17 protein-coding genes are annotated in these 21,407 nt (G+C 71.3%); 8 read left to right on the top strand and 9 right to left on the bottom strand.

Translation table 11 applies throughout. From position 1 onward, the window contains the following. Positions 1-39 precede the first annotated feature (39 nt). Entirely contained in the window at positions 40-1,458 is a 1,419-nt protein-coding gene (gene pyk, locus H6693_01240; protein MCB9514800.1) for a pyruvate kinase, read from the top strand. On the opposite strand, the gene H6693_01235 is transcribed toward pyk, so the two are convergent. From H6693_01235 to H6693_01225, 3 genes are read right to left on the bottom strand one after another with little or no spacing between them, the layout of a single operon-like run. Further along, a complete protein-coding gene (locus H6693_01235; protein MCB9514799.1) occupies positions 1,455-2,912 on the bottom strand; it encodes an HAD-IG family 5'-nucleotidase in 1,458 nt (485 codons plus the stop codon). The two genes, pyk and H6693_01235, sit on opposite strands and share 4 nt — an antisense overlap. Positions 2,913-2,942: 30 nt before the next feature. Next, positions 2,943-3,209, bottom strand: a complete 267-nt coding sequence (locus H6693_01230) for a hypothetical protein (protein ID MCB9514798.1) — start codon at positions 3,207-3,209, stop codon at positions 2,943-2,945. A gap of 23 nt (positions 3,210-3,232) precedes the next feature. After that, complete coding sequence (locus H6693_01225; GenBank protein ID MCB9514797.1) at positions 3,233-4,885, bottom strand: amidase; 1,653 nt, start codon at positions 4,883-4,885, stop codon at positions 3,233-3,235. Between the two features lie 156 nt (positions 4,886-5,041). On the opposite strand from H6693_01225, the gene H6693_01220 reads away from it, so the two are divergent. Next, positions 5,042-6,316, top strand: a complete 1,275-nt coding sequence (locus H6693_01220) for a hypothetical protein (protein ID MCB9514796.1) — start codon at positions 5,042-5,044, stop codon at positions 6,314-6,316. A gap of 105 nt (positions 6,317-6,421) precedes the next feature. Here H6693_01220 and H6693_01215 read toward each other — a convergent pair whose 3' ends face one another. From H6693_01215 to H6693_01200, 4 genes are all read right to left on the bottom strand, one after another. Next, positions 6,422-6,709, bottom strand: a complete 288-nt coding sequence (locus tag H6693_01215; GenBank protein MCB9514795.1) for an RNA-binding protein — start codon at positions 6,707-6,709, stop codon at positions 6,422-6,424. Between the two features lie 343 nt (positions 6,710-7,052). Beyond that, a complete protein-coding gene (locus H6693_01210) occupies positions 7,053-8,837 on the bottom strand; it encodes an ATP-binding cassette domain-containing protein (protein MCB9514794.1) in 1,785 nt (594 codons plus the stop codon). A 44-nt stretch (positions 8,838-8,881) separates the two neighbouring features. Beyond that, positions 8,882-10,714 carry an FAD-dependent oxidoreductase gene (locus tag H6693_01205; GenBank protein MCB9514793.1) on the bottom strand — a complete coding sequence of 611 codons (1,833 nt, stop codon included), beginning with the start codon at positions 10,712-10,714 and terminating at the stop codon, positions 8,882-8,884. 70 nt (positions 10,715-10,784) lie between these two features. Further along, positions 10,785-11,477, bottom strand: a complete 693-nt coding sequence (locus H6693_01200) for a hypothetical protein (protein MCB9514792.1) — start codon at positions 11,475-11,477, stop codon at positions 10,785-10,787. A 339-nt stretch (positions 11,478-11,816) separates the two neighbouring features. Here H6693_01200 and H6693_01195 point away from each other — a divergent pair, with 339 nt between their 5' ends. The 4 genes from H6693_01195 (at position 11,817) to H6693_01180 (ending at position 15,091) form a co-directional block, all read left to right on the top strand. Next, the gene (locus H6693_01195; GenBank protein ID MCB9514791.1) at positions 11,817-12,122 is read left to right on the top strand and encodes an RNA-binding protein; all 306 of its coding nucleotides are present in this window, start codon (positions 11,817-11,819) and stop codon (positions 12,120-12,122) included. Between the two features lie 69 nt (positions 12,123-12,191). Then, entirely contained in the window at positions 12,192-13,199 is a 1,008-nt protein-coding gene (locus H6693_01190) for a fatty acid desaturase (GenBank protein ID MCB9514790.1), read from the top strand. Between the two features lie 271 nt (positions 13,200-13,470). Then, the gene (locus H6693_01185) at positions 13,471-14,760 is read left to right on the top strand and encodes a DEAD/DEAH box helicase (protein ID MCB9514789.1); all 1,290 of its coding nucleotides are present in this window, start codon (positions 13,471-13,473) and stop codon (positions 14,758-14,760) included. A gap of 64 nt (positions 14,761-14,824) precedes the next feature. Then, a complete protein-coding gene (locus H6693_01180; protein MCB9514788.1) occupies positions 14,825-15,091 on the top strand; it encodes a hypothetical protein in 267 nt (88 codons plus the stop codon). Between the two features lie 5 nt (positions 15,092-15,096). On the opposite strand, the gene H6693_01175 is transcribed toward H6693_01180, so the two are convergent. Next, complete coding sequence (locus H6693_01175; GenBank protein MCB9514787.1) at positions 15,097-15,816, bottom strand: AsmA family protein; 720 nt, start codon at positions 15,814-15,816, stop codon at positions 15,097-15,099. A gap of 123 nt (positions 15,817-15,939) precedes the next feature. On the opposite strand from H6693_01175, the gene H6693_01170 reads away from it, so the two are divergent. Further along, on the top strand, positions 15,940-17,376 hold the full coding sequence (locus tag H6693_01170) for a hypothetical protein (protein MCB9514786.1): 1,437 nt from the start codon (positions 15,940-15,942) through the stop codon (positions 17,374-17,376). A 2-nt stretch (positions 17,377-17,378) separates the two neighbouring features. Here H6693_01170 and H6693_01165 read toward each other — a convergent pair whose 3' ends face one another. Continuing rightward, positions 17,379-19,733, bottom strand: a complete 2,355-nt coding sequence (locus H6693_01165) for a hypothetical protein (protein ID MCB9514785.1) — start codon at positions 19,731-19,733, stop codon at positions 17,379-17,381. Positions 19,734-19,893: 160 nt separating this feature from the next. On the opposite strand from H6693_01165, the gene H6693_01160 reads away from it, so the two are divergent. Beyond that, positions 19,894-21,405: a T9SS type A sorting domain-containing protein gene (locus H6693_01160; protein ID MCB9514784.1), complete on the top strand. Its 1,512-nt coding sequence runs from the start codon at positions 19,894-19,896 to the stop codon at positions 21,403-21,405. The last annotated feature ends 2 nt before the right edge of the window (positions 21,406-21,407 follow it).

The raw sequence follows: 21,407 nt of genomic DNA, 5'->3' as shown, positions 1-21,407 counted from the left end.
CGCGCCTAGTCTCGGGGCTCCACTCGCCCGGGAGGCGCCATGCGCAAGACGAAGATCGTCGCCACCATCGGTCCGGCCTCCTCGTCGCCGGAGACGCTCGACGCGCTGCTCGAAGCGGGCATGAACGTGGCCCGCCTGAACTTCTCCCACGGCACCCACGACGAGCACCGCGCCAAGGTGGAGGCCCTCCGCGCCGCCTCGGCGCGCACGGGCAAGCCGGTGGCCATCCTGCAGGATCTGGCCGGGCCCAAGATCCGCGTGGGGAACGTCGCCGGCGGCAGCGTGCGCCTGAAACCCGGCGCGCGTTTCCTGCTGCGCGCGGCGGAGGACGCGCCCGGCGACGCCGACGGCGTGAGCGTGAACACCCCGCGCGTCGTGAAGGACGTGGCCCCCGGCGAGCACCTGCTACTCGCGGACGGCGCCCTCGAACTCGAGGTCCTCGAACAGCGGGACGACGCGCTCGTCACCCGCGTGCTGGTGGGCGGTGTGCTCGGCTCGCACAAGGGCATCAACCTGCCCAGCAGCACGCTCAAGTTGCCCAGCCTCACCGCGAAGGACGAGGACGACCTCGCCTTCGGCCTGTCGCTGGGGGTGGACTTCGTCGCGCTCTCCTTCGTGCGCGAGGCCGCCGACCTCGAACGCTGCCGCGAGCTCATGCGGGCGCACGGCGATCCCGTGCCGCTCATCGCGAAGGTCGAGAAGCACGAGGCCCTGACCCACATGGACGCCATCATCGCGGCGGCGGACGGCGTCATGGTGGCGCGCGGCGACCTCGGCGTGGAGACGCCGCTGGCCCGCGTGCCCACCGTGCAGAAGCAGCTCATCGCCAAGTGCAACCGCGCGGGCATCCCCGTGATCACGGCGACGCAGATGCTCGGCTCCATGACCCAGAGCCCGCGTCCCACGCGCGCCGAGGTCGCGGACGTGGCCAACGCGATCCTCGACGGCACCGACGCGGTCATGCTCTCCGAGGAGAGCGCGATGGGGCAGTACCCGGTGGAGGCCGTCGCCACGATGGACCGCATCGCGCGCGAGACGGAGGAGGTCTTCCCCTACGACAGCTGGGAGGGGCGCGTGGCCCACAGCGCACGGCAGGGACTGCGCGAGGCGGTGGCCCACGGCGCCTGCGCGCTCGCCGCCGCGGTGGACGCCGCCGCGATCATCCCCTTCACGCGCTCGGGCGGCACGGCGCAGCTCGTGGCGAAGTATCGGCCGGCGATGCCCATCCTCGCGCCCTGCTCCCTGGAGCGCACGCGGCGTCGGCTGCTGCTGAGCTGGGGGATCATCCCGCTGGCCAGCGAACGCCTGCCCGACAGCGAGGCCATGCTGCGCCACGCCTGCCAGGTGGCGCTGGACACGGGGCTCGTCGCGCCGGGACAGACCGTCGTGCTCACGGCGGGACTGCCCGTGGGCCACGAGGGCGTGACCAACACGATCCGCGCGGCCGTGCTGGACTAGCCGCCGTTCAGGCTGCGCTCGTGCGGCATCACGCTGCGGTGGGCGCGGAAGAACGCGTAGGGCGACTCGTAGATCAGGTTCGACACGCGCGAGGTGTAGATGTCCGCGTGCCGCTCCACCTGCCGCGCGAAGTAGCTGCGGTCGTTGCCGCTGGCCATGAGCAGCCCCCAGCGCCGGTTGCCGAGCTCCCCCACCGCCTGCGCCAGCGGCGTGATGGCGGCGTCCAGCGCCAGCAGCTCCTCGCGCTTCGCCGCGAGCTGCGCCTCGAGCTCCTTCAGGCTCGCCTCGCGCGGCGGCGCGATGCCCTCCTTGCGGTGCAGCACGCGCAGTCGCAGCAGCGAGAGCTCGCGTTCCATCTCCACCTTGCGGGCCATGAGCGCCGTCAGCTCGCGCTGCCGCGGCGTGAAGGCCTTCTCGGCGCGGATCTCCGCCTCCAGCTCGCGGGCCACCAGGGCCGTGCGCCAGCGGCGGAGGTTCTTGGACACGTGGACGTCCCCGTAGGCATGGTCCCCCACGTAGAGGAACTGCGCGCCGCGCAGCCCGAAGATCTGCTCCACCGCGCCGGCGTGCCCGCCGTGGAAGATGCCACCCGCGCGCGGCGGGCCCACCACCGGCGTCAGGAGGCCCTGTTCGTCCACCACCTCGAAGAAGGGCTGCTGGCCCAGGAAGAAGGCCGGCTTCCGCGCCGCCACGATGATGAGATCGAAGAGATCGCGCCAGGTCATGTCGGCGGGCAGGTAGCGGTCGAAGGCGTAGCGCATCATGGCCTGCGTGAAGGGCCACTCCGAGTTGGTAATGAGCAGCAGGTGCTTGCCGGCGCGCTTCTGGTCGAGCAGGGTCCAGGGCACCTCGGGATCGAGGTCCACGAAGGCCTCGGGCTTCGCGACGATCTCCGCCTTCAGCTTGCCCTCCAGGTGCGCCTCGTCGAGGACGCGCTTCACCAGCCGGTAGAGGTCGGCGTAGCCCACGGGCGCCGGCGCCTGGCCCGCTTCCACGAGATCGACGAGCTGCGCGTACATGCTCGCCTCGGACAGCGAGAAGAGCGTGTTGAGGAAGACGAAACGCGGCTCCGACAGGTCCACCACCGTCTCGGCGTAGGCCTGGCGCAGGGGCTCGAAGTCCAGCATGCGCGTGCCGTGCGCCGCGCGCTTCACGTAGCCGAACTGGTTGGCCTTGAGGATGTTCCCCAGCTCCAGATCGATGATCAGCCCGCGCTGGAAGTCCCGCGGCGCGAAGCGCAGCTCCCCGACGGGCCAGCCCGCCTCGCGCAGCTTGCGCCGCATGGTCGAGAAGCTGCGCTGCTCCCACTTCTCCACCCGGTAATGGATGAGCGTGTAGTCCATGTCGTAGCCGATGGCCCGGATGGAGCGCAGGTTGAGGGTGCGGTTGCAGAAGATGCGGCGCTCCGGCGGGGGCAGCGCTCCCGTGGGCGCGGGCTGCGCGTCGGTGGGCATGGCGTTTCGCTTTCGTCTGTCGGGCATGGGTCAGCGGGAGCCGAAGAGCGCGACGAGCACGCCCAGCGTGGAGATGATGCCGATCACCGCGGCGACGATCAGCATCCGCGTCCGCGGACTCGCGCCGGCGCCGATCTTGAGCAGGGCCTCCCGGCGCGCGACGCGCAGGGCGACGTCGATCTCCATCGCGGTCAGCCCGCTCTCGCGGGACTTGTACTCGGCGATCAGGCGCACCACCGCCGCGGCCAGTTCCTTGCTGCGCCGGCTGGGCGAGTGCTGGACGGGGACGTAGACCATCTGTCTCCTTGCCGGGCGCGCGCCTAGCGCGGCGCCGCGTCGAAGGCCGGCGGATGCCGGCGGTGCCAGTCGGTGGCGCGCTCGTAGGCGGCGGCGACACCGAGGAGGGTGGCTTCGTCGTCGAGCCGACCCACCAGCGTGAAGCTGCTGGGCTGGTCGGGCTCCGTGAAGCCGTTCGGCAGCACTACCGACGGGTGCCCCGAAAGATTCGTCAGCAGCAGGTTGTCGCCCTCGAAGCTCGGCGACAGGTAGACGTCCACCTGCGCGAAGAGTTCCGCCATCGCCTGCAGCAGCCGCCAGCGCGCGCGGTTGGCCTCCAGGTACTCCACGGCGGGGATGTAGCGCGCGGCGCGAAAGACGTTGGGCCAGGCGAAGCGGCCCTGGCGGACGAGCAGGTCGTCCCGGCCGCTGAGCGTGAGGCCGTCGAAGGCGGTCGCGGCCTCGGCGCTGAGCAGGAAGGCCATGCTCGCCACCGGGGCGTCGGGCAGCGCGATGGGGATCAGCTGCACGCCCAGCCCGCGAAAGACGGCGAGCGCCGCGCTGTCCTGGGCCGCGCCGGCGTAGTCGCCCGCGAAATCGTCGGCCAGGTAGCCGATCCGCAGCCCGCGCAGGTCCAGCGCCGGCGCATAGGGAAAGGGCGCGTCGTGGACGGCCGCGTCGGCCTCGCGCGGCCCGCCCGACCCGCGGATGGCGTCGAAGACCCGCGCGCAGTCCTCCACGCTGCGGGCGATGGGGCCGAGCTTGTCCATCGACCAGCTCAGGGCCATGGCGCCCTCGCGGCTGACACGCCCGAAGCTGGGGCGCAGGCCCGTCACGCCGCAGCGCGTGCAGGGCGAGACGATCGAACCCCAGGTCTCCGAGCCGATGGCGAAGGGGACGAGCCCGGCCGACACGGCGCTGGCCGAGCCCGCCGACGAGCCGCTCGAGCCCTGCTCGACGCGCCAGGGATTGCGCGTGGTGCCGCCGAACCAAACATCGCCCCAGGCCAGCGCCCCCAGGCTGAGCTTGGCCACGAGCACGGCGCCGGCCGCGTCGAGCTTGCGCACCACCGTGGCCGTGGAGTCGAGCACCTGGTCGGCGTAGGGCGCCGCGCCCCAGGTGGTCGGCGCGCCGGCCACCGCGAGCAGATCCTTCACGCCGTAGGGGATGCCATGCAGGGGGCCACGGTAGCGTCCCGCCGCCAGCTCGCTGTCGGCCCGGGCCGCGGCGGCCAGCGCGCGCTCCTCCAGGAGCGTGATGACGCAGTGCAGCTCGGGGTCGAAGCGCTCGAGCCGGTCGAGACTGAGGCGGGTGAGCTCGGTGGAGCTGACCGCCCCGCTGCGCAGCAGCGCGCCCAGCGTGCCGAGATCGGCGAAGGCGAGCGTCTCGAGCGAGGCCGGCCGGCTCACCCGGCCCGGCTCGGACCAGCGGGGCGGCGCGGCGGCGGCCGGCGCCTGCCAGCCCACGGGTCGGGGATCGAAGACGAGCGCCGGCGGCACGGCGTTGGGCAGCGCGAGCGCGCGCAGGGTCAGGAAGCTCTCGAGCTGATCGGCCAGGTCGGGCAGCAGCGTGTCGATCTCGGCGGCGCTGAAGTCGAGACCGATGAGCTGGCCCGCCCTGGCGGCGACGTCGGGTTCCGGCGCGGCCGCGGCGGCCGGCAGCGCGAGGAGGCAGAGCAGAGCGATCGCGGCGCGCATCGGCGTCCTTCCGTGGAGGTCGCGCCCAGTTCAGCCCAAGCAGGGCGCATTTGCAAGGACCAAGTCCGCCGTCCGCGCAACCTCCGCCGCCCTGTCCCGTAGAGCGGGAACGCCGCCGCTGCCGCGGCGCCACACGACACCCACCCGGAGGTTTCCATGCGCTCCCCCACCCGCCTGGCCGCCGTCCTGCTGTTCGCCGCGCTGGCCGCCCCGTCGCTTCCGTCCCCCGCCGCCGCCGACTGGAAGGGCAAGCAGGTGGCGCAGGGCGACGTCGTCCTCGTGCAGAATCCCGCCGAGCCCATGCTGGCGCCCACGACGATCCGGCCCACGGAGGCCTGGCGCCTGGGCGGCGACAGCGACAGCGACGACGAGTTCTTCGGCGTCCTCGTCGACATGCTCGAGGACCCGGAGGGCGACGTCTACCTGCTCGACCAGGTGCTCTGCGACATCAAGGTCTTCTCCCACGACGGCGAGTTCCTGCGCGCCATCGGCCGCGAGGGCGAGGGCCCGGGCGAGTTCCGCAACGCGCGGGACTTCGTGCAGCTGCCCGACGGCACCCTCGCCGTCTTCGAGCTCGCGCCCGGACGCGTGGTGCAGCTCACGCCCGACGGCGTGCCTGCCGGGGAGCACCCGCTGCCCACGATCGAGGGCGCGGGCTTTCTCATCCTCCTCGGCGCGCAGCGCGAGGCGGACAACCTGGCGCTGGCCTTCGGCTACAACAGCTTCGAGACGGGCAAGTTCACCACGGTCCGCTGCCTGAGCCGCATCGGCGCCGACGGCGCCCTGCTCACCGACTACGTCAAGGATCCGCGCAGCGTGGACCTCGCCAACCCCGTGATCGAGGAGCGCCGCTGGGACGGCTTCGAGAACCGCTGGGCAATGGGCGTGGACGGCCGCGTCTACGCGGCGGTGCACTGGGGCGAGTACGAGATCACCGTGTGGACGGCCGACGGGCGCCGCGAGCGCGTCATCACGCGGCCGCTGGAGGAGCGCAAGCGCAGCCGCGAGGAGATGGACCGCTACCACGCGATCTACGAGCCCTTCATCCGCAGCTTCCCCGGCGCGAAGCCGGGGATCGAGGACCGGGATCACCGCATCCAGCAGGTGCACGTCCGGCCCGACGGCTCGCTCTGGGTGCTCAACGCCTTCGGCGCCTTCGAGCGGCCGGAGGGGAGCCTGGGCGTCTTCGACGTCTTCGACGCCCAGGGCCGCTTCCAGCGCGAGGTCACGATCATGGGCGAGGGCGATCCCCTGCGCGACGGCTACCGCTTCATCGGCGACCGGCTCTACGTGATGACGGGCTTCCTCGACGCGGCCATGAACGCGGCCGGCGGCGCCGACGACGAGGCCATGGCGGAGGACGCCAAGCCCATGGCCGTGATCTGCTACGAGCTCGGCGACGCGCTGAAGCTGGCCCGCGCGGACCGCTGAGCCCGAAGGTCGAGACGGGGCACAAAAAGAGGGCCCGCCGTGAGGCGGGCCCTGTTTCTCGGTGCCGGTCAGCGCTGTGACCGGCGCGTGGGTCCTCCCGAACGCCTAGCGGCGCCAGTTGCCCCCACCGCCGCCACCGCGGCCGCCGCGATCGCGGCGCTCCTCGGCCTCGTTGACGCGAAGGGTGCGACCACCGAACTCGAATCCGTCCAGGGCGCTCATGGCCGCGGTCGGATCCTCCATCTCCACGAAACCGAAGCCACGGGGGCGGCCGGTCTCGCGATCGTTGATCAGGTTGACGGACACGACCGTGCCATGCTTCTCGAACAGGGCGCGGATCTCATCCTCGGTGGCACTGAAAGGCAGGTTGCCCACGTACAGTTTCTTAGCCATCTCTGCTCCGAATCGCCCCATTGCCATTGTCGACGGGAAGGCGGCGCGTTCGTCGCGGGCCGGGTCCCAAGCTTCTCTCGGATTGCCCGCTGACGAGACTCGGTCGCGACTTGCGCTGACGACGCCCTGCAACGGCCTTCGATGCGACGGGGGCGAAACGGCCCATCGATCCTGAGGAGGCTTATACAAGGGTCGAATATAGTCCATTCGACGCCACTTGTCACTGTCGATCGCTCCGAGTAGCCAAAAAACAGGTCGCCGGACCCGATTCCCGAGTTCCGGCAACATATTGCAGGATTGGCAGTTCGGGCGGCCGGCTCCCCCCCGCGGGGAAGCGCTTCCGCTAGCTCCGCAGCGCTTCGAGCGCTTCCCAGCGCTCGTAGCGCTCGGCGAGTTCGACGGCGAGGGCCTCGAGCCGCGCGCTGTCGGCGCCCAGCTTGGCCCCCGCGCCCGCGCAGTAGACGGGGTCGGCGAGCCGCGCGTGCAGCGCGGCCTGCTCCGCCTCCAGGGCCTCGATCTCGCCGGGCAGGACCTCCAGCTCCCGCTGCTCCTTGAAGCTGAGGCGACGCGGCGCCGCCTGGCGCTCCCGCGGCCGGGCCGGGCGCTCCGTGCGGGGAGCGGCCGCGGCGCTGCGGCGCGTCCGCGCCCAGTCCGCGTAGCCCCCCACCGTCTCGGCCACGTGGCCGTCCGGCTCGAGCACCAGGGTGCTGGTGCAGACGTTGTCCAGGAACTCCCGGTCGTGGCTGACCAGCAGCAGGGTGCCGGGGAAGTCCACGAGCTGCTGTTCGAGCAGCTCCACGGTCTCGAGGTCGAGGTCGTTGGTGGGCTCGTCGAGCACCAGCAGATTGGCCGGGCGCGCGAAGAGACGGGCGAGCAGGAGCCGGTTGCGCTCGCCGCCGGAGAGGCGCGCGAGCGGGGCGCGGAACTGGTCCGGCGTGAAGAGGAAGCGCTGCAGGTAGGTCGCCACGTGGACGCTCCGCCCGTCCACGGTCAGCGTCTCGCCCCCGCCGGTGACGTTGTCCTGCACGCTGCGGGTCTCGTCGAGCTGCTCGCGCTGCTGGTCGTAGTAGGCGAGGGCGAGGCGGGTGCCGTGCTCGACGCTGCCGGCCGCCGGCGTCAGCTCGCCCAGCAGCAGGCGCAGCAGCGTCGTCTTGCCCGCCCCGTTGGGCCCGAGGATGCCCACCTTGTCGCCGCGGGCGATCACCGTGCCAAAGTCTCTCAGGATCGGCCGGTCGCCCCAGGCGAAGTCGACGCCCCGGGCGCGGATCACCTCGCGGCCGCTGCGCCCAGCGTCCTGCACCGAGAGCTGCACGCTGCCCGCACCCTCCCGCCGCGCCTGCCGCTCCGCGCGCAGCCGCTCGAGGGCCCGCACGCGTCCCTCGTTGCGGGTGCGCCGCGCGCGGATGCCCTGCCGGAGCCAGGCCTCCTCCTCCGCGAGCTTGCGGTCGAACTCGGCGGCCTGGGCGGCCTCGGCGCCCTGCAGGGCGTCGCGCCGCTCGAGATAGGCGGCGTAGTCGCAGTCCCAGCTGCGCAGGCGCCCGCGGTCGAGCTCGAGGATGCGCCCCGCCAGCGCGCGCAGGAAGGCGCGATCGTGGGTGACGAAGAACAGCGTCCCGGCGAAGCGGGCCAGCTCGCGCTCGAGCCAGGCGATGGCGTCGATGTCGAGGTGGTTCGTGGGCTCGTCCAGGAGCAGGAGATCGGGCTCCGCCACCAGCGCGCGGGCGATGAGCGCCCGCCGCCGCGCGCCCGTGGAGAGGGTGGCGAGCGGGGCGTCGCCGTCGAGGTCCGCGCGCGTGAGGGTCTGCTCCACGAGGTGCGACTGTTCCGGCCCCGCCGGGGGCAGGCCCACGGCGGCGAAGCCGTCGGCCACCGTGTCGCGCACGCTGGCCTGCGTGAGGACGGGCAGTTCCTGGGGCAGGTGCGCCACGCGCAGTCCAGGGGCGCGCGCAATCTCGCCGCCGTCGGGGGTCAGCTCGCCGAGGAGCAGGCGCAGCAGCGTGCTCTTGCCCGTGCCGTTGCGGCCGAGGAGGCAGATGCGCTCCCCGCGCTCGATCTGGAGCTGGACGCCGTCCAGGAGGAGCGGACCGCCCAGGGCCATCGAGACGTGCTTGAGGTCGACGAGTGCCATGGGGGCAGAAGGTAGGGCGAGCCGGCGGGCGCGGCAAGCGTCGGCTAGGGACGTCGCCAGTCGAGGCTGCCTTCGGCGACCACGCGGGCGCTGTCGCTCGCGAAGGGGGCGAGCTGGGCCGTGGCGAAGTCGGCGTCCGCGGGCGACAGGTTCCGGTACCAGTAGATGGGCACGCCGCGCGCCACCAGGCGCGCCTGCAGGGCCCGCAGCTGGGCCGTGCTCGCGTGGACCGCGGCCGGCGCCACCCCCTCCTCGAGGCACTGGGCCGCCAGGACGCCGGCGGCCTCGCCCAGGGCCCACTCCACCGCGTGGGTGCGGGTGGCGCCGTTGGTGATGTGGGTGCTGCCGGCCGCCTTGCCGGTGGGGATGAGGTTCTCCGTGTCGGCGCTGACGAGGAGCCCGAGGGGCAGCTGGAAGGGCAGGCTGCTCTGCGCCGGGGCGTCGCCGGCGGCGCAGGGTCCCGCGTGCAGGTCGATGGCGTAGTCCCCCACGCCCACCGCGTTGGCGAAGAAGGCGCCGCGGGTGCGGCCGGGGTTGAGGCGCCTGGACAGGTCCTGCTCGCGCAGGCGGTCGAGCGTTAGCGCGCGGCGGCCTTCGCGCACGTAGGGGTAGCGCGCCAGGCCGTCGGCGGTGCCCATGGCCTCGGCCGCGAGGCGCAGCTCCGGGTGGCCGCGGCCGCCGGGGTGGTCGATGGACGTCTGCAGCCAGTAGAGAAAGCCGAGGCTCAGCCGGCGGGCGGCGAGGAGGTGCTCGAGCGTGACGGCGGGGTCGTCGCCGAGCAGGGTGCCGCCGCGGTAGTCCATCGCCGGCCAGTTGATGAGCGAGAGGTCCGACGGGTAGGCGTCGGGACGGAAGAGGGAGCGGTCGATGAGGCGGCGGTAAGTCCAGAACGAGCCGCCGAGGTTGGGGGTGCGCGTGAAGAGGGAGAGCAGGGCGTAGCGGTGACCGCCTCGGCCGTCGGGCAGCGCGGTGCTGTGCGAGTAGGGCTGCGCGCGGCGGTTCGCCGCGTAGTCCTCCGGTTCGGGAATGACGTGCGACTCGCTCGGGAGATGCTCGAGGATGAACGCGTAGGTGAAGGCCTGCACGCAGTCGGGGTCGGGCGTGACGGGGGCCGAGGGTTCGCCGGTGTCGTCCGTGGACTCGGCCCCGCACGCGAAGCCCGCGCCGCAGGCGGGGAGCAGATCGCCCATCTCCGTGGCGTCCACCAGGTAGTCCGCCAGCACGCGCGTGACGCCCCCGCCGTCCAGGTCCAGCAGGTCGACCCACTCGACCCGCGCCCCCACGCGCCCGGCGCGCAGCACCCGATGGCGTCGCAGCAGCACCAGCCGCCCGGACGCCACCAGCGGCGCGAGCAGATCCTCGATGACCGCCAGCGCGACGCGCGGCTCGCAGGCCAGCGGCCCCACCCAGCAGTTGCCGGGGTTCAGGCGCGGGCCGGCCGCGACGTCCGGCAGCAGCAGGCCGCCCTGCCGATAGCGCCCGCGGATGCCCTCGCGCAGGGCCTGGTAGCTGCGGGTGCCGCCGCAGCGCTCCACGAGCGGCGGATCGTCCAGCGCCGCCATGCCCTGGGCCGTGAGCTGGCCGCCGGGCCAGTCGGTCTCGTCACAGAGGAGAACGCGGTGGCCGGACTCGCAGAGCGCGAGGGTCGCGGCGATGCCGGCGAGCCCGCCGCCGGCGACGAGCACCTCCGTCTCGCGCTGCGTGTCGGGAGCGCGCGCGGCGTCGACCGCGATCAGCCGCAGCTGCTGGACGTCCAGCACCGTGAGCGTGCCGGCCCGGGCGGCGCCGGCCACGGCGAGCAGCGCGACGAGCAGGGCGCCGCCCCGGCGACTCGCGCCTGGAGACCCAGCCCGTTGCGGACCGCGCCCAGCGCCCATGGCTGCCCCCGGGGTAAGGGGAGGCGGCCCCTCAGGAGAGGAGCCGCCCGATGAGAAGCCCTGGTGTCTGCTAGTAGAGCGACTTGACCTGGCTCCACGACGTGTCCTCCACGCCCGTGGTGCCCCAGACGACGCTGACGTCGTCCCAGTAGACCTCGGTCCCGCCGTTGCTGAACAGGTCGAGGCAGGCCAGGTTGAGCACGCCCGTGAAGTCGAAGTTCGTGCCCGCGGTGTACGGCTTGCTCAGGAAGACGGCCCCGTTGTAGGACACGTCCATCAGGTCGAGATCCAGATCGATGACCACCTGCAACTCCGCCCACTCGCCGGAGACGGTGGGATAGGTCACCGCGTCGAACTCGCTCTCCACCAGACCGTCCTGGAAGCGCAGCTGCAGCGCCCAGTGGTTGGTGGTGCCCCCGTGGTCGTAGGCGTCCAGGAGGATGAAGTACTGCTCGCCGGCGGCGCCGCTCGGGATGTACATCCAGGCGGTCACGATGACCATGCCCGCCGTGACCCCGCTGAACTGCTGGATCACGTCGGTCGTTGGCAGGATGCTCACCGAGTTGGGCCCGCTGTGGGCGTAGAGATTCGTCACCATGGCGTCCGTCGAGATACCGCCGCCCCAGCCTTCCCAGCCGCCCTGACCGATCAGTCCGCTGCCATTAGCATAGGTGTCGAAGTCGTCGGACCAATCCGCGCTGGCGTTCGTCGCGAACAGGCCAAAGGCGAGGAGAATCGCGAAGAACATCACTTTGGAGTTCATGATCCCCTCCTTGAGTGTTGAGAGGAAAACAGGATAGCACAGGCCAGAACTCAACTCCACTCGAAGCTCCCCGCCCCCGGGCAGGGAAAGTTTCGGCCAATCGCAACCGAAATCTCGTTTGATGATGACAAGCCGGCGCGGAAGCTGTACCTTCTGCGTCATAGACGACTCCTCGTGGCTGGATCCGCCGTTTCGCCCCCGTCGAACCACGATCCGTTCTTCCGCTGACCGGCGACGACGCCGCTCCCGCGGACGATCCCGAAGAGCATGAGCACCGCCCCGCCGCCGACGTGCGGGCCAGGGCTCCGTCGATGACCTGGGGCGAAATCGGAGACTCCAATGTCCAAGAAGCTCTATGTGGGCAACCTGCCCTTCACCGCCACCGAGGATGAGGTCCGCGCGCTCTTCGAGAAGCACGGCACCGTCCACTCCGTCGCTCTGATCATGGACCGCGACACCGGCCGCCCCCGCGGCTTCGGTTTCGTCGAGATGGACAACCACGAGGCCGCGATCAGCGCCCTCGACGGCACCGAGATGGGCGGCCGCGCCCTGCGTGTCAACGAGGCCGAGGAGCGCCGCGAGCGCAGCGGCGGCGGCTTCCGTGGTGGCGGTCGTGGCGGCGGTGGCGGCGGCGGCCGCTGGTAGCCTGACCTCTTGCCTTTTCCCCCGGCGGCCGCTGGTCGCCGGGGGACTCTCCCACACGGGCGGCCCTCGATGAACTCCCCGCGCAGATCCCCGCACGTCGACTGGCGCGCCCTGGTAGCACCCTTCGAGCGCAGCTGCACCCGCCGCAGCCTCCTGCAGATCGCCACGTCGGTGCTCCCCTACCTCGCGCTCTGGGCGGCCATGCTCTTCAGCCTGCGCGTCTCCTACTGGCTGACCCTCGCGCTGGCGATTCCCACCACGGGCTTCCTCGTCCGCAGCTTCATCATCTGCCACGACTGCGGGCACGGCGCCTTCTTCCGCTCGCGCTGGGCGAACCGCCTGGTGGGCTTCGTGACGGGCCTACTCGTCTTCATCCCCTCGGGCGGGTGGAGCCACGAGCACGCGCGGCATCACGCCACGTCCGGGGACCTCGACCGCCGCGGCGGCGGCGGGGACATCTGGACGCTCACGGTCGCCGAGTACCGCGCCGCCTCGCGCTGGGAGCGCCTGCGCTACCGGCTCTATCGCCATCCGCTGGTGATGTTCGGCCTCGGCCCCTTCTTCGTCTTCCTGCTCAACTACCGCGTGTGGCGGCGCGAGGACAGCACCCGCGCGCGCCGCAGCAAGGTGCTGACGAACCTCACCCTCGCCGCCATCGCGGCCGTCATGTGCCTGACCATCGGCTGGAAGGCCTACCTGATGATCCAGTTGCCGCTGATCTTCCTCGCCGGCGTGGCGGGCATCTGGCTCTTCTACGTGCAGCACCAGTTCGAGGGGACCTACTGGGCGCGCAAGGGCAAGTGGGACTACCTGCGCCAGGCGCTGGAGGGCTCGTCCTTCTACAAGCTGCCGCGGCTGCTGCAGTGGTTCAGCGGGAACATCGGCTTCCACCACATCCACCATCTCAGCCCGCGCATCCCCAACTACTTCCTCGAGCGCTGCCACCTCTCCAGCCCGCTCTTCAGCCGCGTGAAGCCGGTGACGCTGCGCGCCAGCTTCAGCAGCCTCCGCTTCAAGCTCTGGGACGAGGACGCCGGCCGCCTCGTGGGCTTCGGCGCGCTGAAGACGGCGAGCTAGCGCAAGGCGACTCGGGAGGCGCGCCGCGGGCGCAGCGGTCCCGGCGGCTCACGCCGGACGCCAAGGACATGCGCTCGTCCTGGAAGACCTGGCACGATACGCGCTAGTTGCCTATCTTGACGCATCTCGTCGGGCTCCTGCCCGACAGCGGCGAACAACAGGACCGCGATTCACGTCGCGGGTCGCGCCGCCCGCAACCCCTCTTACCCTTCACTGTTGTTTGGGTCGGAACTCCAGACCGCCTCGCGCGGGCCCGGCCCGTGTGCCTGCGGTGGAACGCAAGGACTTCATGTCAGATCAATCTTCTCCCGCCGGCGGCTTCGACCGCTTTGGCCTCCACGACGCCCTGCTGCGCGGCATTCGCGACGCGGGCTTCACCAGCCCCCGCCCCATCCAGGCCGACACCATTCCCGCCAGCCTCGAGGGCCGCGACGTCCTTGGCCTGGCCATGACCGGCACCGGCAAGACCGCGGCCTTCGCCCTGCCCTTGCTGCACCGGCTGCTCACTTCGCCCCGGGACGGACGCCGCCGCGATCCCCGCGCGCTGATCCTCGCCCCCACCCGTGAGCTGGCAACCCAGATCGCGGCGGAGATCGCCGTGCTCGCGCGGCACAGCGCGCTGAAGGTGGTCACCCTCTTCGGCGGCGTGCCCGTGTCGCGGCAGATCAATCAGCTGCGCCGTCGCCCCGAGATCGTGGTCGGCTGCCCGGGCCGCGTGCTCGACCTCATCGAGCAGGACGAACTGCGGCTCGACCGGGTCGACACGCTCGTCATCGACGAAGCCGATCACCTGTTCGACATGGGCTTCCTGCCGAACGTCCGCCGCATCCTAGCCACGCTTCCGGCGCGGCGACAGAACCTGCTCTTCTCGGCCACCATGCCCAGCGAAGTGCGCCATCTGGCCGACAGGCTGCTCTTGCGCCCGACGGTCGTGGAGCTGTCCCACAGCGCGCCGGCCAGCACGGTGGATCACGCGCTCGTGTCGGTGGCCGAGACGCGCAAGCGCGATCTGCTCGAGCAGTTGCTCAGGCGGCCGGACTGCGCGTCGGCCATCGTCTTCGCGCGAACGAAGCAGCGCACGCGCCGCCTGGCCGAGCATCTCGCCAAGGCGGGCTTCCGCGCGGTGGGCATCCAGGGCAACCTGTCCCAACCTCAGCGCGACCGCGCCATGGCCGGCTTCCGCACGGGGCAGTTCAGCGTGCTCGTGGCCACGGACATCGTGGCGCGCGGGATCGACGTCAGCGGCGTGTCGCACGTGATCAACTACGACGTGCCGAACACGCCCGAGGCCTACACGCACCGCATCGGGCGCACGGGACGTGCAGAGCTGACGGGCGCGGCCATCACCTTCGTCACGAACGAAGATCATGGCTGGGTGCGCGCGACCGAGCGAATGATCGGCACGCGAATTCCGCGCCGGACGGTCGAGGGCTTCGAGAGCGCGTTCGTCGAGGCGCCGCCGCGGCCCGCGCGGACGTCGCATCGCCAGTCGCGGCCGCGCCTGGAGTCGCCCGTGCCGCCCGTCGCCTCGGCGGGTCGCGGGCGCCGTCGACGGCGCTAGGGTGATCGAAGGGGACAAGCCCTCCGTCCGGGTGTAGACTCCAGACAGCCCTGGAGGTGGCCCGATGAAAGAGATCCGCAACACGACCGCTGGCCCGCTGCGCCTCACGCTGCCCGGCGGCAAGACGCTGCACCTGAGCCCGGGCAAGGTGGCGCAGGTGGCCGACAAGGCGCTGGAGCGCGCGAGCCTGAAGGCGCTGGTGGCGTCGGGTGAAATCGAGGTCCTGGGCGAAGGCGACCACCCGGAGGGCATCGGTCCCGCCGCGAGCGGCGCGGAACAGACGCACGGGCAGAGCCGCTCGCCCTTCCGGCGGCGGTCGGGCGAACGCTAGCGGCCCTACTTGCCAAGACCCTTCAGCAGGTCCTTGGCCTTGTCGCCGATCGAGCCGCCGAGCTTCTCCTCGATGAGGCGCTGGGCCTCCGAGCCGGCGACGTCCCGCGCGGCCTGCTTCGCCACGGCGCCGAGGATCTCGCGGGCGAGCGCGTCGGGCGTGGCGCCCTCTGCGCCGCCGAGGTTCGCCAGATCGAAGGCCGGCAGCTTCACCGTGCGCGGTTCGAGGCCGAGGGCGGAGGCGTCCACGGCGATCTCGCCGTCGGCGAAGTGAAGGCGCGCGATGCGGAGCTTGGCCGGCGCGGCGCCGGCCGGTTCGCGCGGCGCGCTGTCCTGCAGGCGGTGGCGGAGGACGTCCAGGTTCAGCGAGCCGTCCCGCAGGAACTCGGCGCGGACGCGCGGGCCGTCGACGCGGATCTCGTCGATCACGATCGGTTCGCTCTTGAGACTGGCGAGATCGAGATCGAGGACGATGTCCTCGAGGTCGAAGACGTCCTCGCCGCTGAAGCCCACCGGATTGCCCACGCTCAGCCCCGCCACCTCGCCGCGGCCCTGGCGCAGCGAGAGCTTGGCGCCGGTCACCTCCACCGGCGAGCCGGTGGCCTCGCTGCCGGCCTTCTCGATGGCCGCGGCCAGGAACGCGCCGAGGTTGCTCGTCAGGAAGATCGCCGCGGCGACGATGACGACCACGGCCACGGCGGCGACGACGATCACGGGCTTGCGCATGACACCCTCCGCAGGTTCGGGTGCGGCCAGCCTCGCAGGCGGCTCGGCGCGGGTCAAGGACCGGATGCGACTGGACCGGCCGCCCGCCGCTCGCTATCCTCACGAGAGCGGTGGAGGTGGACGATGACGCGGACGCTTGCGCTCCTGGCGCTGCTCGCCCTGGCATCCCCGGCGATGGGAAATGCGACCGAAACGGCGCTCGACAGCCTGGTCACGCCGGATGAGCGCGCCTTCCTTCTGGAAACCGTCGCGGCAATCGACCCACCCACCCGCTTCTGCGAACTCGCGGAGTTCGGCTCACGGCAGTCCGCCCTCGGCGGCGGCTTCTACGGCATGCTGCCAGACCAACTCACCCCCGCCGACAGCCTGCCCGTGCCCGCCGACGAAGACTCGCGCCTCGCTGCCGTGCTGGTCCTCGCGCGCCAGCGCGAGACCAACCGCGCGGCGCTGGCCGCGCTCAACCCCGACTACCCCGTGACCTTCGGCGCTACGTCGCTCGCGGACTTCCTTCTCGACCTGCCCGCGTCGGAGCTGGGCCCTCCCCCTGACGGCGATGCGCTGCGGCTTGCACTCGATCTCAGCGCCGTGCGCGGCTTCCTCGCGGCCCGCGCCGACGGTGCGATCGACCGGTCCGAGGCCGCCGCCCTCGCCGCGCTACCCAGCAACGTGGCCATGCTCGAGCACCGGCGCAATCTCGGTTACGTGCCCGAACCGCTGCCGGACGCCGAGGCGCTGGCAGCGTTCATCGGGCAGGCGGGCTCGCCGGATCCGCTGGACCGCCTCTGGTGCTGGGTGAGCTCGCAGAACGCCTTCGGCTACGCCGATCTGGCGGAGCAGCCGACGGGGTACGGCGATCTCGTCGCTCAACTGAACGCGCACGGCGACGCCCTGGCGGCCGCGGTGCTCGGCCGCATCGCCCGTTTCGCACCGGAGGACGCACGGCTCGAGACGACCTTCGCCTTCACCGTGGGCTGGGCGATCCGCGGCTGGGCGACGCCAGCGATGGCGGGGCTGAACGTCGAGCAGGTGAAGGACGACTGGGACTTCCTCTACGGCACCCTGGTGGAGGAGACGTATCACCGCCTGCAGCTCGAGCTGTTTCCTTCCGCGGACGGCGCGCCCGCGCGCACGTTCGAAGACCTCGTGGCCGCGGACACGGGCGACCCGCGGCTCGATCGGCTGCAGGAGATCCTGGCCTACACGGCGGCCGAGGGCGCGGCGAACCTGGTGCGCGGGCGCTTTGCGCCGGCGGGACTCGACGCGAAGGCGCCCGAGGGGGCGGCGCTGCTGGCGCGATTCGTGGGGGAGGTCGTCGAGGGTGGCAACTTGGAGGCCGCTGACGCGCTGATCAACGAAGGCCTGCGCGGCAACGGTCCGCTCTACGGCCTCGGCCTGCGCCTGGCCACCGCGATCGCGGACACCGACGGCGACCACGCCGTGGGCGAATGGCAGCAGCGCGGCGCGGCGGCCTTCGTGCTGCGCGGGTCGGAGCTGTCGGCGGCGGGTGGAACGCCGCTGCTGGCGGCGGACGTCATCGCCGCGGTCGAGCGTCTACGCTAGGCCTACTTCAGCAGGGTCATCTTGCCGCTGACGCGGAAATCCCCCGCCTCCAGGCGATACAGGTAGACGCCGCTGGCGAGACGGTAGCCGCTGTCGTCGCGACCGTCCCAGATCGCAGTGAAGGGGCCGGCGGGCTGCGGCGCGGCACTGAGAAGCGTGCGGACGCAGCGGCCCGCTGGATCGAGAACGCGCAGCGTCACGGGCGCCGCCGCGGGCAGCGCGCAGCGGATCGTCGTCGCGGGGTTGAAGGGGTTGGGGAAGTTCGCGGCGTACGGCGCGGCCGGGCTGCTTCCCGTGTTCACGCCTGTCGGCGCGTCGGACCAGCGGCCCACCGCATAGGACATGTGGCCCCCGGCGACGCGGAACGTCCCGCAGGCGTAGAGCCAGTCGTCCACGACCTCCAGGTCGTAGAGGGACGCTCCCGAGTAGTCGAGTTCGGCGAGGCCCGTGCCCAGCAACTCCCAGCTTTCACCATTCCAGCGCGCGATGCCGCCGCAGGCCTCGCCGTCGATGGCGGAGATCCAGCCCCCGGCGATGAGGTCGCCGTGGTAGACCGCGAGGGCGGTGACATTGCCGGTGACGACCCAGGGGAAGGGCTGCCACTGCTGACCGTCCCACCGGGCGATGTGGCTCGCGGGCTGACCGTCCGCGAGGGTGAAGCTGCCGCTGGCCACGAGCTGATCGTTCCACTCGACGAGCGCGGACGCCTGCGCGTCGAAGCCGCCGCCGAAGGGCTGCCACCCCGCTCCATCCCAGCGGCCGATGAAGTTGAGCGGCTGGCCGAGGTCGTCCGTGGCGAAGGTGCCGACGGCGACCAGCTCGCCCTGGTAGGCGTGCAGGTCGATGATCGTCCCATCCAGGCCGATGGCGAGGTCCTGCCAGCTGGTTCCATCCCAGGCTCGAAGCGAGCTCCCCCCGGCGGCGAAGAGGGTGCTGCCGACCAGTCGCAGCGCGCGGCAGGCGAAAGGCAGGCCGGCGCCCAGCGCGTGCCAGCCGGTGCCGTTCCAGGCCGCGACGTTGAGTGCCGGGACGCTGTCGATCTCCGCGAAGGTCCCTCCCGCCACCAGTTCGCCGTCGAGCTCCTCGAAGCAGTAGATGGAATCGAAACGATCCGGAAGGCCGGCGCCGAGGGGCTTCCAGGCGTCGCCGTCGAATTCGCCGACGCCGTTGAGCGCGCTGTCGAAGCCGAAGTCGAAGGGGCCCCCCGCCACGAGGCTCCCCGCGAAGGTCCCGAGCCCGTAGGGCGACCAGTCGAGGCCCCCGTAGTGGCCGAGGTGCGAGGGGCTGGCGAAGGGCACCCAGGCCGAGCCGTCCCAGAGGGCCAGCCGGTTCATCGCCGAGTGATTCGCCTGACGGAAACCGCCCCCGATGAACAGCTGGTCCTGATAGCTGCCGAGCAAGGTGAGGGTCGGCGGCACGATGTTGGCCGGGTTGCCGAAAGGTGCGCCGAGCGCCGACCAGGCGGCGCCGTCCCAGAACGCGGCGCAGCGGCCGCCGTCGATGTCGAAGTTGCCACAGGCCACGAGGCCGCCATCGAAACTCAGCAGCGCCCGGACGTTGCCCGGGAGATCCCCCGGAAACTCCTCCCACGCCGCACCCGTCCAGCGGAAGACGCCGGAGTAGTCGCCCGTCAGCAGCTCGCCCTCGAAGAACTCGAAATCGCACGGCTCATAGAGGTAGCCCATGCTCGACCAGGACCCGCCGTCCCAGCGCGCAAGGTTGCGGATGCCGTAGTCGCCGTCGAGGCCCTCGAATGCGCCCTGGACGACCAGGTCGCCCTCGTAGACCACCATGTCGCTGACATGGCTCGCCCAGCCCCATTCGAAGGTGGCGAGGGACGTCCACTCGTATCCGTCGTACGCCGAGAGGCCGCCCTGCTCGAAGTAGTGATACTCATCGGTGTACCAATCGAGGATGCCTGCGACCACCAGCCGCCCCTGATACAGGCAGAGCGAAAGCACGGAGTCGAAGTCCGGCTGCACGGCGAGCGGCTGCCAGGCCGCGCCATCCCAGCGCGCGATCCCGTTGACGGCCGTCGCCCCCGAGTGTCCGAACTCGCCGGCGGCGTAGAGCGATCCGTTGATCACCACGAGGTCGCGGACCGCGCCGTCGAACCCGTCCCCCATGGGCTGCCAGTCGTTGCCGTCCCAGCGCGCGACGCGGGTTGTCGGCGAGAGATCGACGTGGGTGAAAGCGCCACCGAGGACGAGGCTTCCGTCGTATTCAACCGCGCAGTAGACGCTGGACTCGGCGCCGGGCAATGCGAAGTCCTCCGACCAGTCCCCGCCGGACGGGTCGCTCCGCGCGAGGGTCGCGGACAGCATGAGCAGCGCGAGACCGAGAACTGACTTCTTCATCGCCCACCTCCACCGCCGACGTTTGCTCGCTCCGCCCTACCTCCAGGAGCACCTCCACCCGGGGGCAGTATAGCAGCGGAGCCACGATCTGAAAAGATTGTGGATGGCCACGGCGGAGATGCTACACTTTCTAATGCGCGACGCAACCGGGGAGGGTCCGATGCGGCGAAGAGTTCGTGCGGTGGCGGCCATGGCCCTGGCCCTCTCGGGGCTTGAGGCGGGCTGGGTGTCGGCGGCGGAGTACGTCGTCCCGACGGACTTCGAACGCCTCGGCGAAGCGCTCCAGGCCGCCGGTCCTGGCGACACCGTGACCGTCCGGCCAGGCGAGTACCCGCTCTTCGGGCACATCGGAACTGAGGAGACGGAGCTGCTGATTCGCTCGTCGGGCGGTCCCACGGTGACGATACTCCTCGGTGACGATCCCTGGGGACTGGGGGCAGACTTCACCTTCGGATGGGGCATAACGCCCACGACGGTTCTGCAGGGGTTCACGTTCAGGAACTTCGACCGCAGCGCGATACGGATCTTCGGCGGCTCGCCGTCCTTGAGCAATCTCGTGTTCGAGAATTGCGGCACCACTGGATTCGTCGACTCATTCGGTGGCGCCATCAATTGCCAAGCGGGCAGTCCAGTACTCGCCGGTGTCCGCTTCGTCGAGAACCACACGTTGAGCGGGGGTGCGTTCGCCAATAGCGGCGGCTCACCGGTCTTTTTCGGCTGCAGCTTCGAGTCAAACTGGGCGTGGTACGGTGGAGCGGTGCATCTAGGCGGCGGCAGCCCGAGCTTCATCGCCTGCGACTTCATCGACAACGAGGTGAGGACGGACTACAGCTGGGAGGACCAGTCCTACGTCGATGCCTATGGTGGCGCGGTGTACATCACCGGGAACTCAACCGTCGCCCCCACCTTCAGCCAATGCCGGTTCATCCACAATCAAGCGCTGGATGCCGTGCAGCACGGCACGGAAGCCATCGGCGGCGCCTGCTATACCAGGGGCGGATGTACCCCCACCTTCACCGGATGCACCATGGTGGACAACAGCGCCGACACGCGCGGCGGCGCGGTGCTGGCGACCGACGAGGCGCAGCCCACGTTCAGCAGCACGATCATCGCGTTCACGTCCGAAGGCGGCGGGCTGGTGGTCGAGGGCGTGACCGCGGGCGTTACGCTTGCCTGCTGTGACGTCTACGGCAACAACGGCGGCGACTACGTCGGCATGGACGACCCCACGGGGCAGGACGGCAACATCAGCGCCAACCCCCTCTTCTGCGATCCGGACGCGCGCGAGTACACGCTGGCAGCCGGGTCGCCCTGCCTGCCGGCCGGCAACGACTGCGGCGTGCAGATCGGCGCGTATGGCGAAGGCTGCGCGTGGCCGACCGCGGTGGAGGACGCGCCGGCGCAGGCCGGCGGGGGCGTCGCCCTGGACTGCCACCCGAACCCTTTCAATCCGACCACGGTCTTCAGCTTCGAAGTGCCCGCACCGGCACGCGTGTCGCTCACGGTCTACGACGTGACCGGGCGCCACGTGCAATCCCTGGTCCACACCGATCTGCCGGCGGGCCAGCATGCGGTGGACTTCGACGGCAGCGGGCTGGGCTCGGGGGTCTACCTGGCGGTGCTGCGCATCGGGGAGCGGCACGCGGAGCGGAAGTTCACACTCGTGAAGTAGTC

This window comes from Candidatus Latescibacterota bacterium (genome assembly GCA_020633725.1).
In the GTDB taxonomy this organism is placed as follows: domain Bacteria; phylum Krumholzibacteriota; class Krumholzibacteriia; order JACNKJ01; family JACNKJ01; genus VGXI01.
The sequence above is the reverse complement of the archived record's forward strand: the minus strand, read 5'-3'. Positions and strand labels throughout refer to the sequence as shown.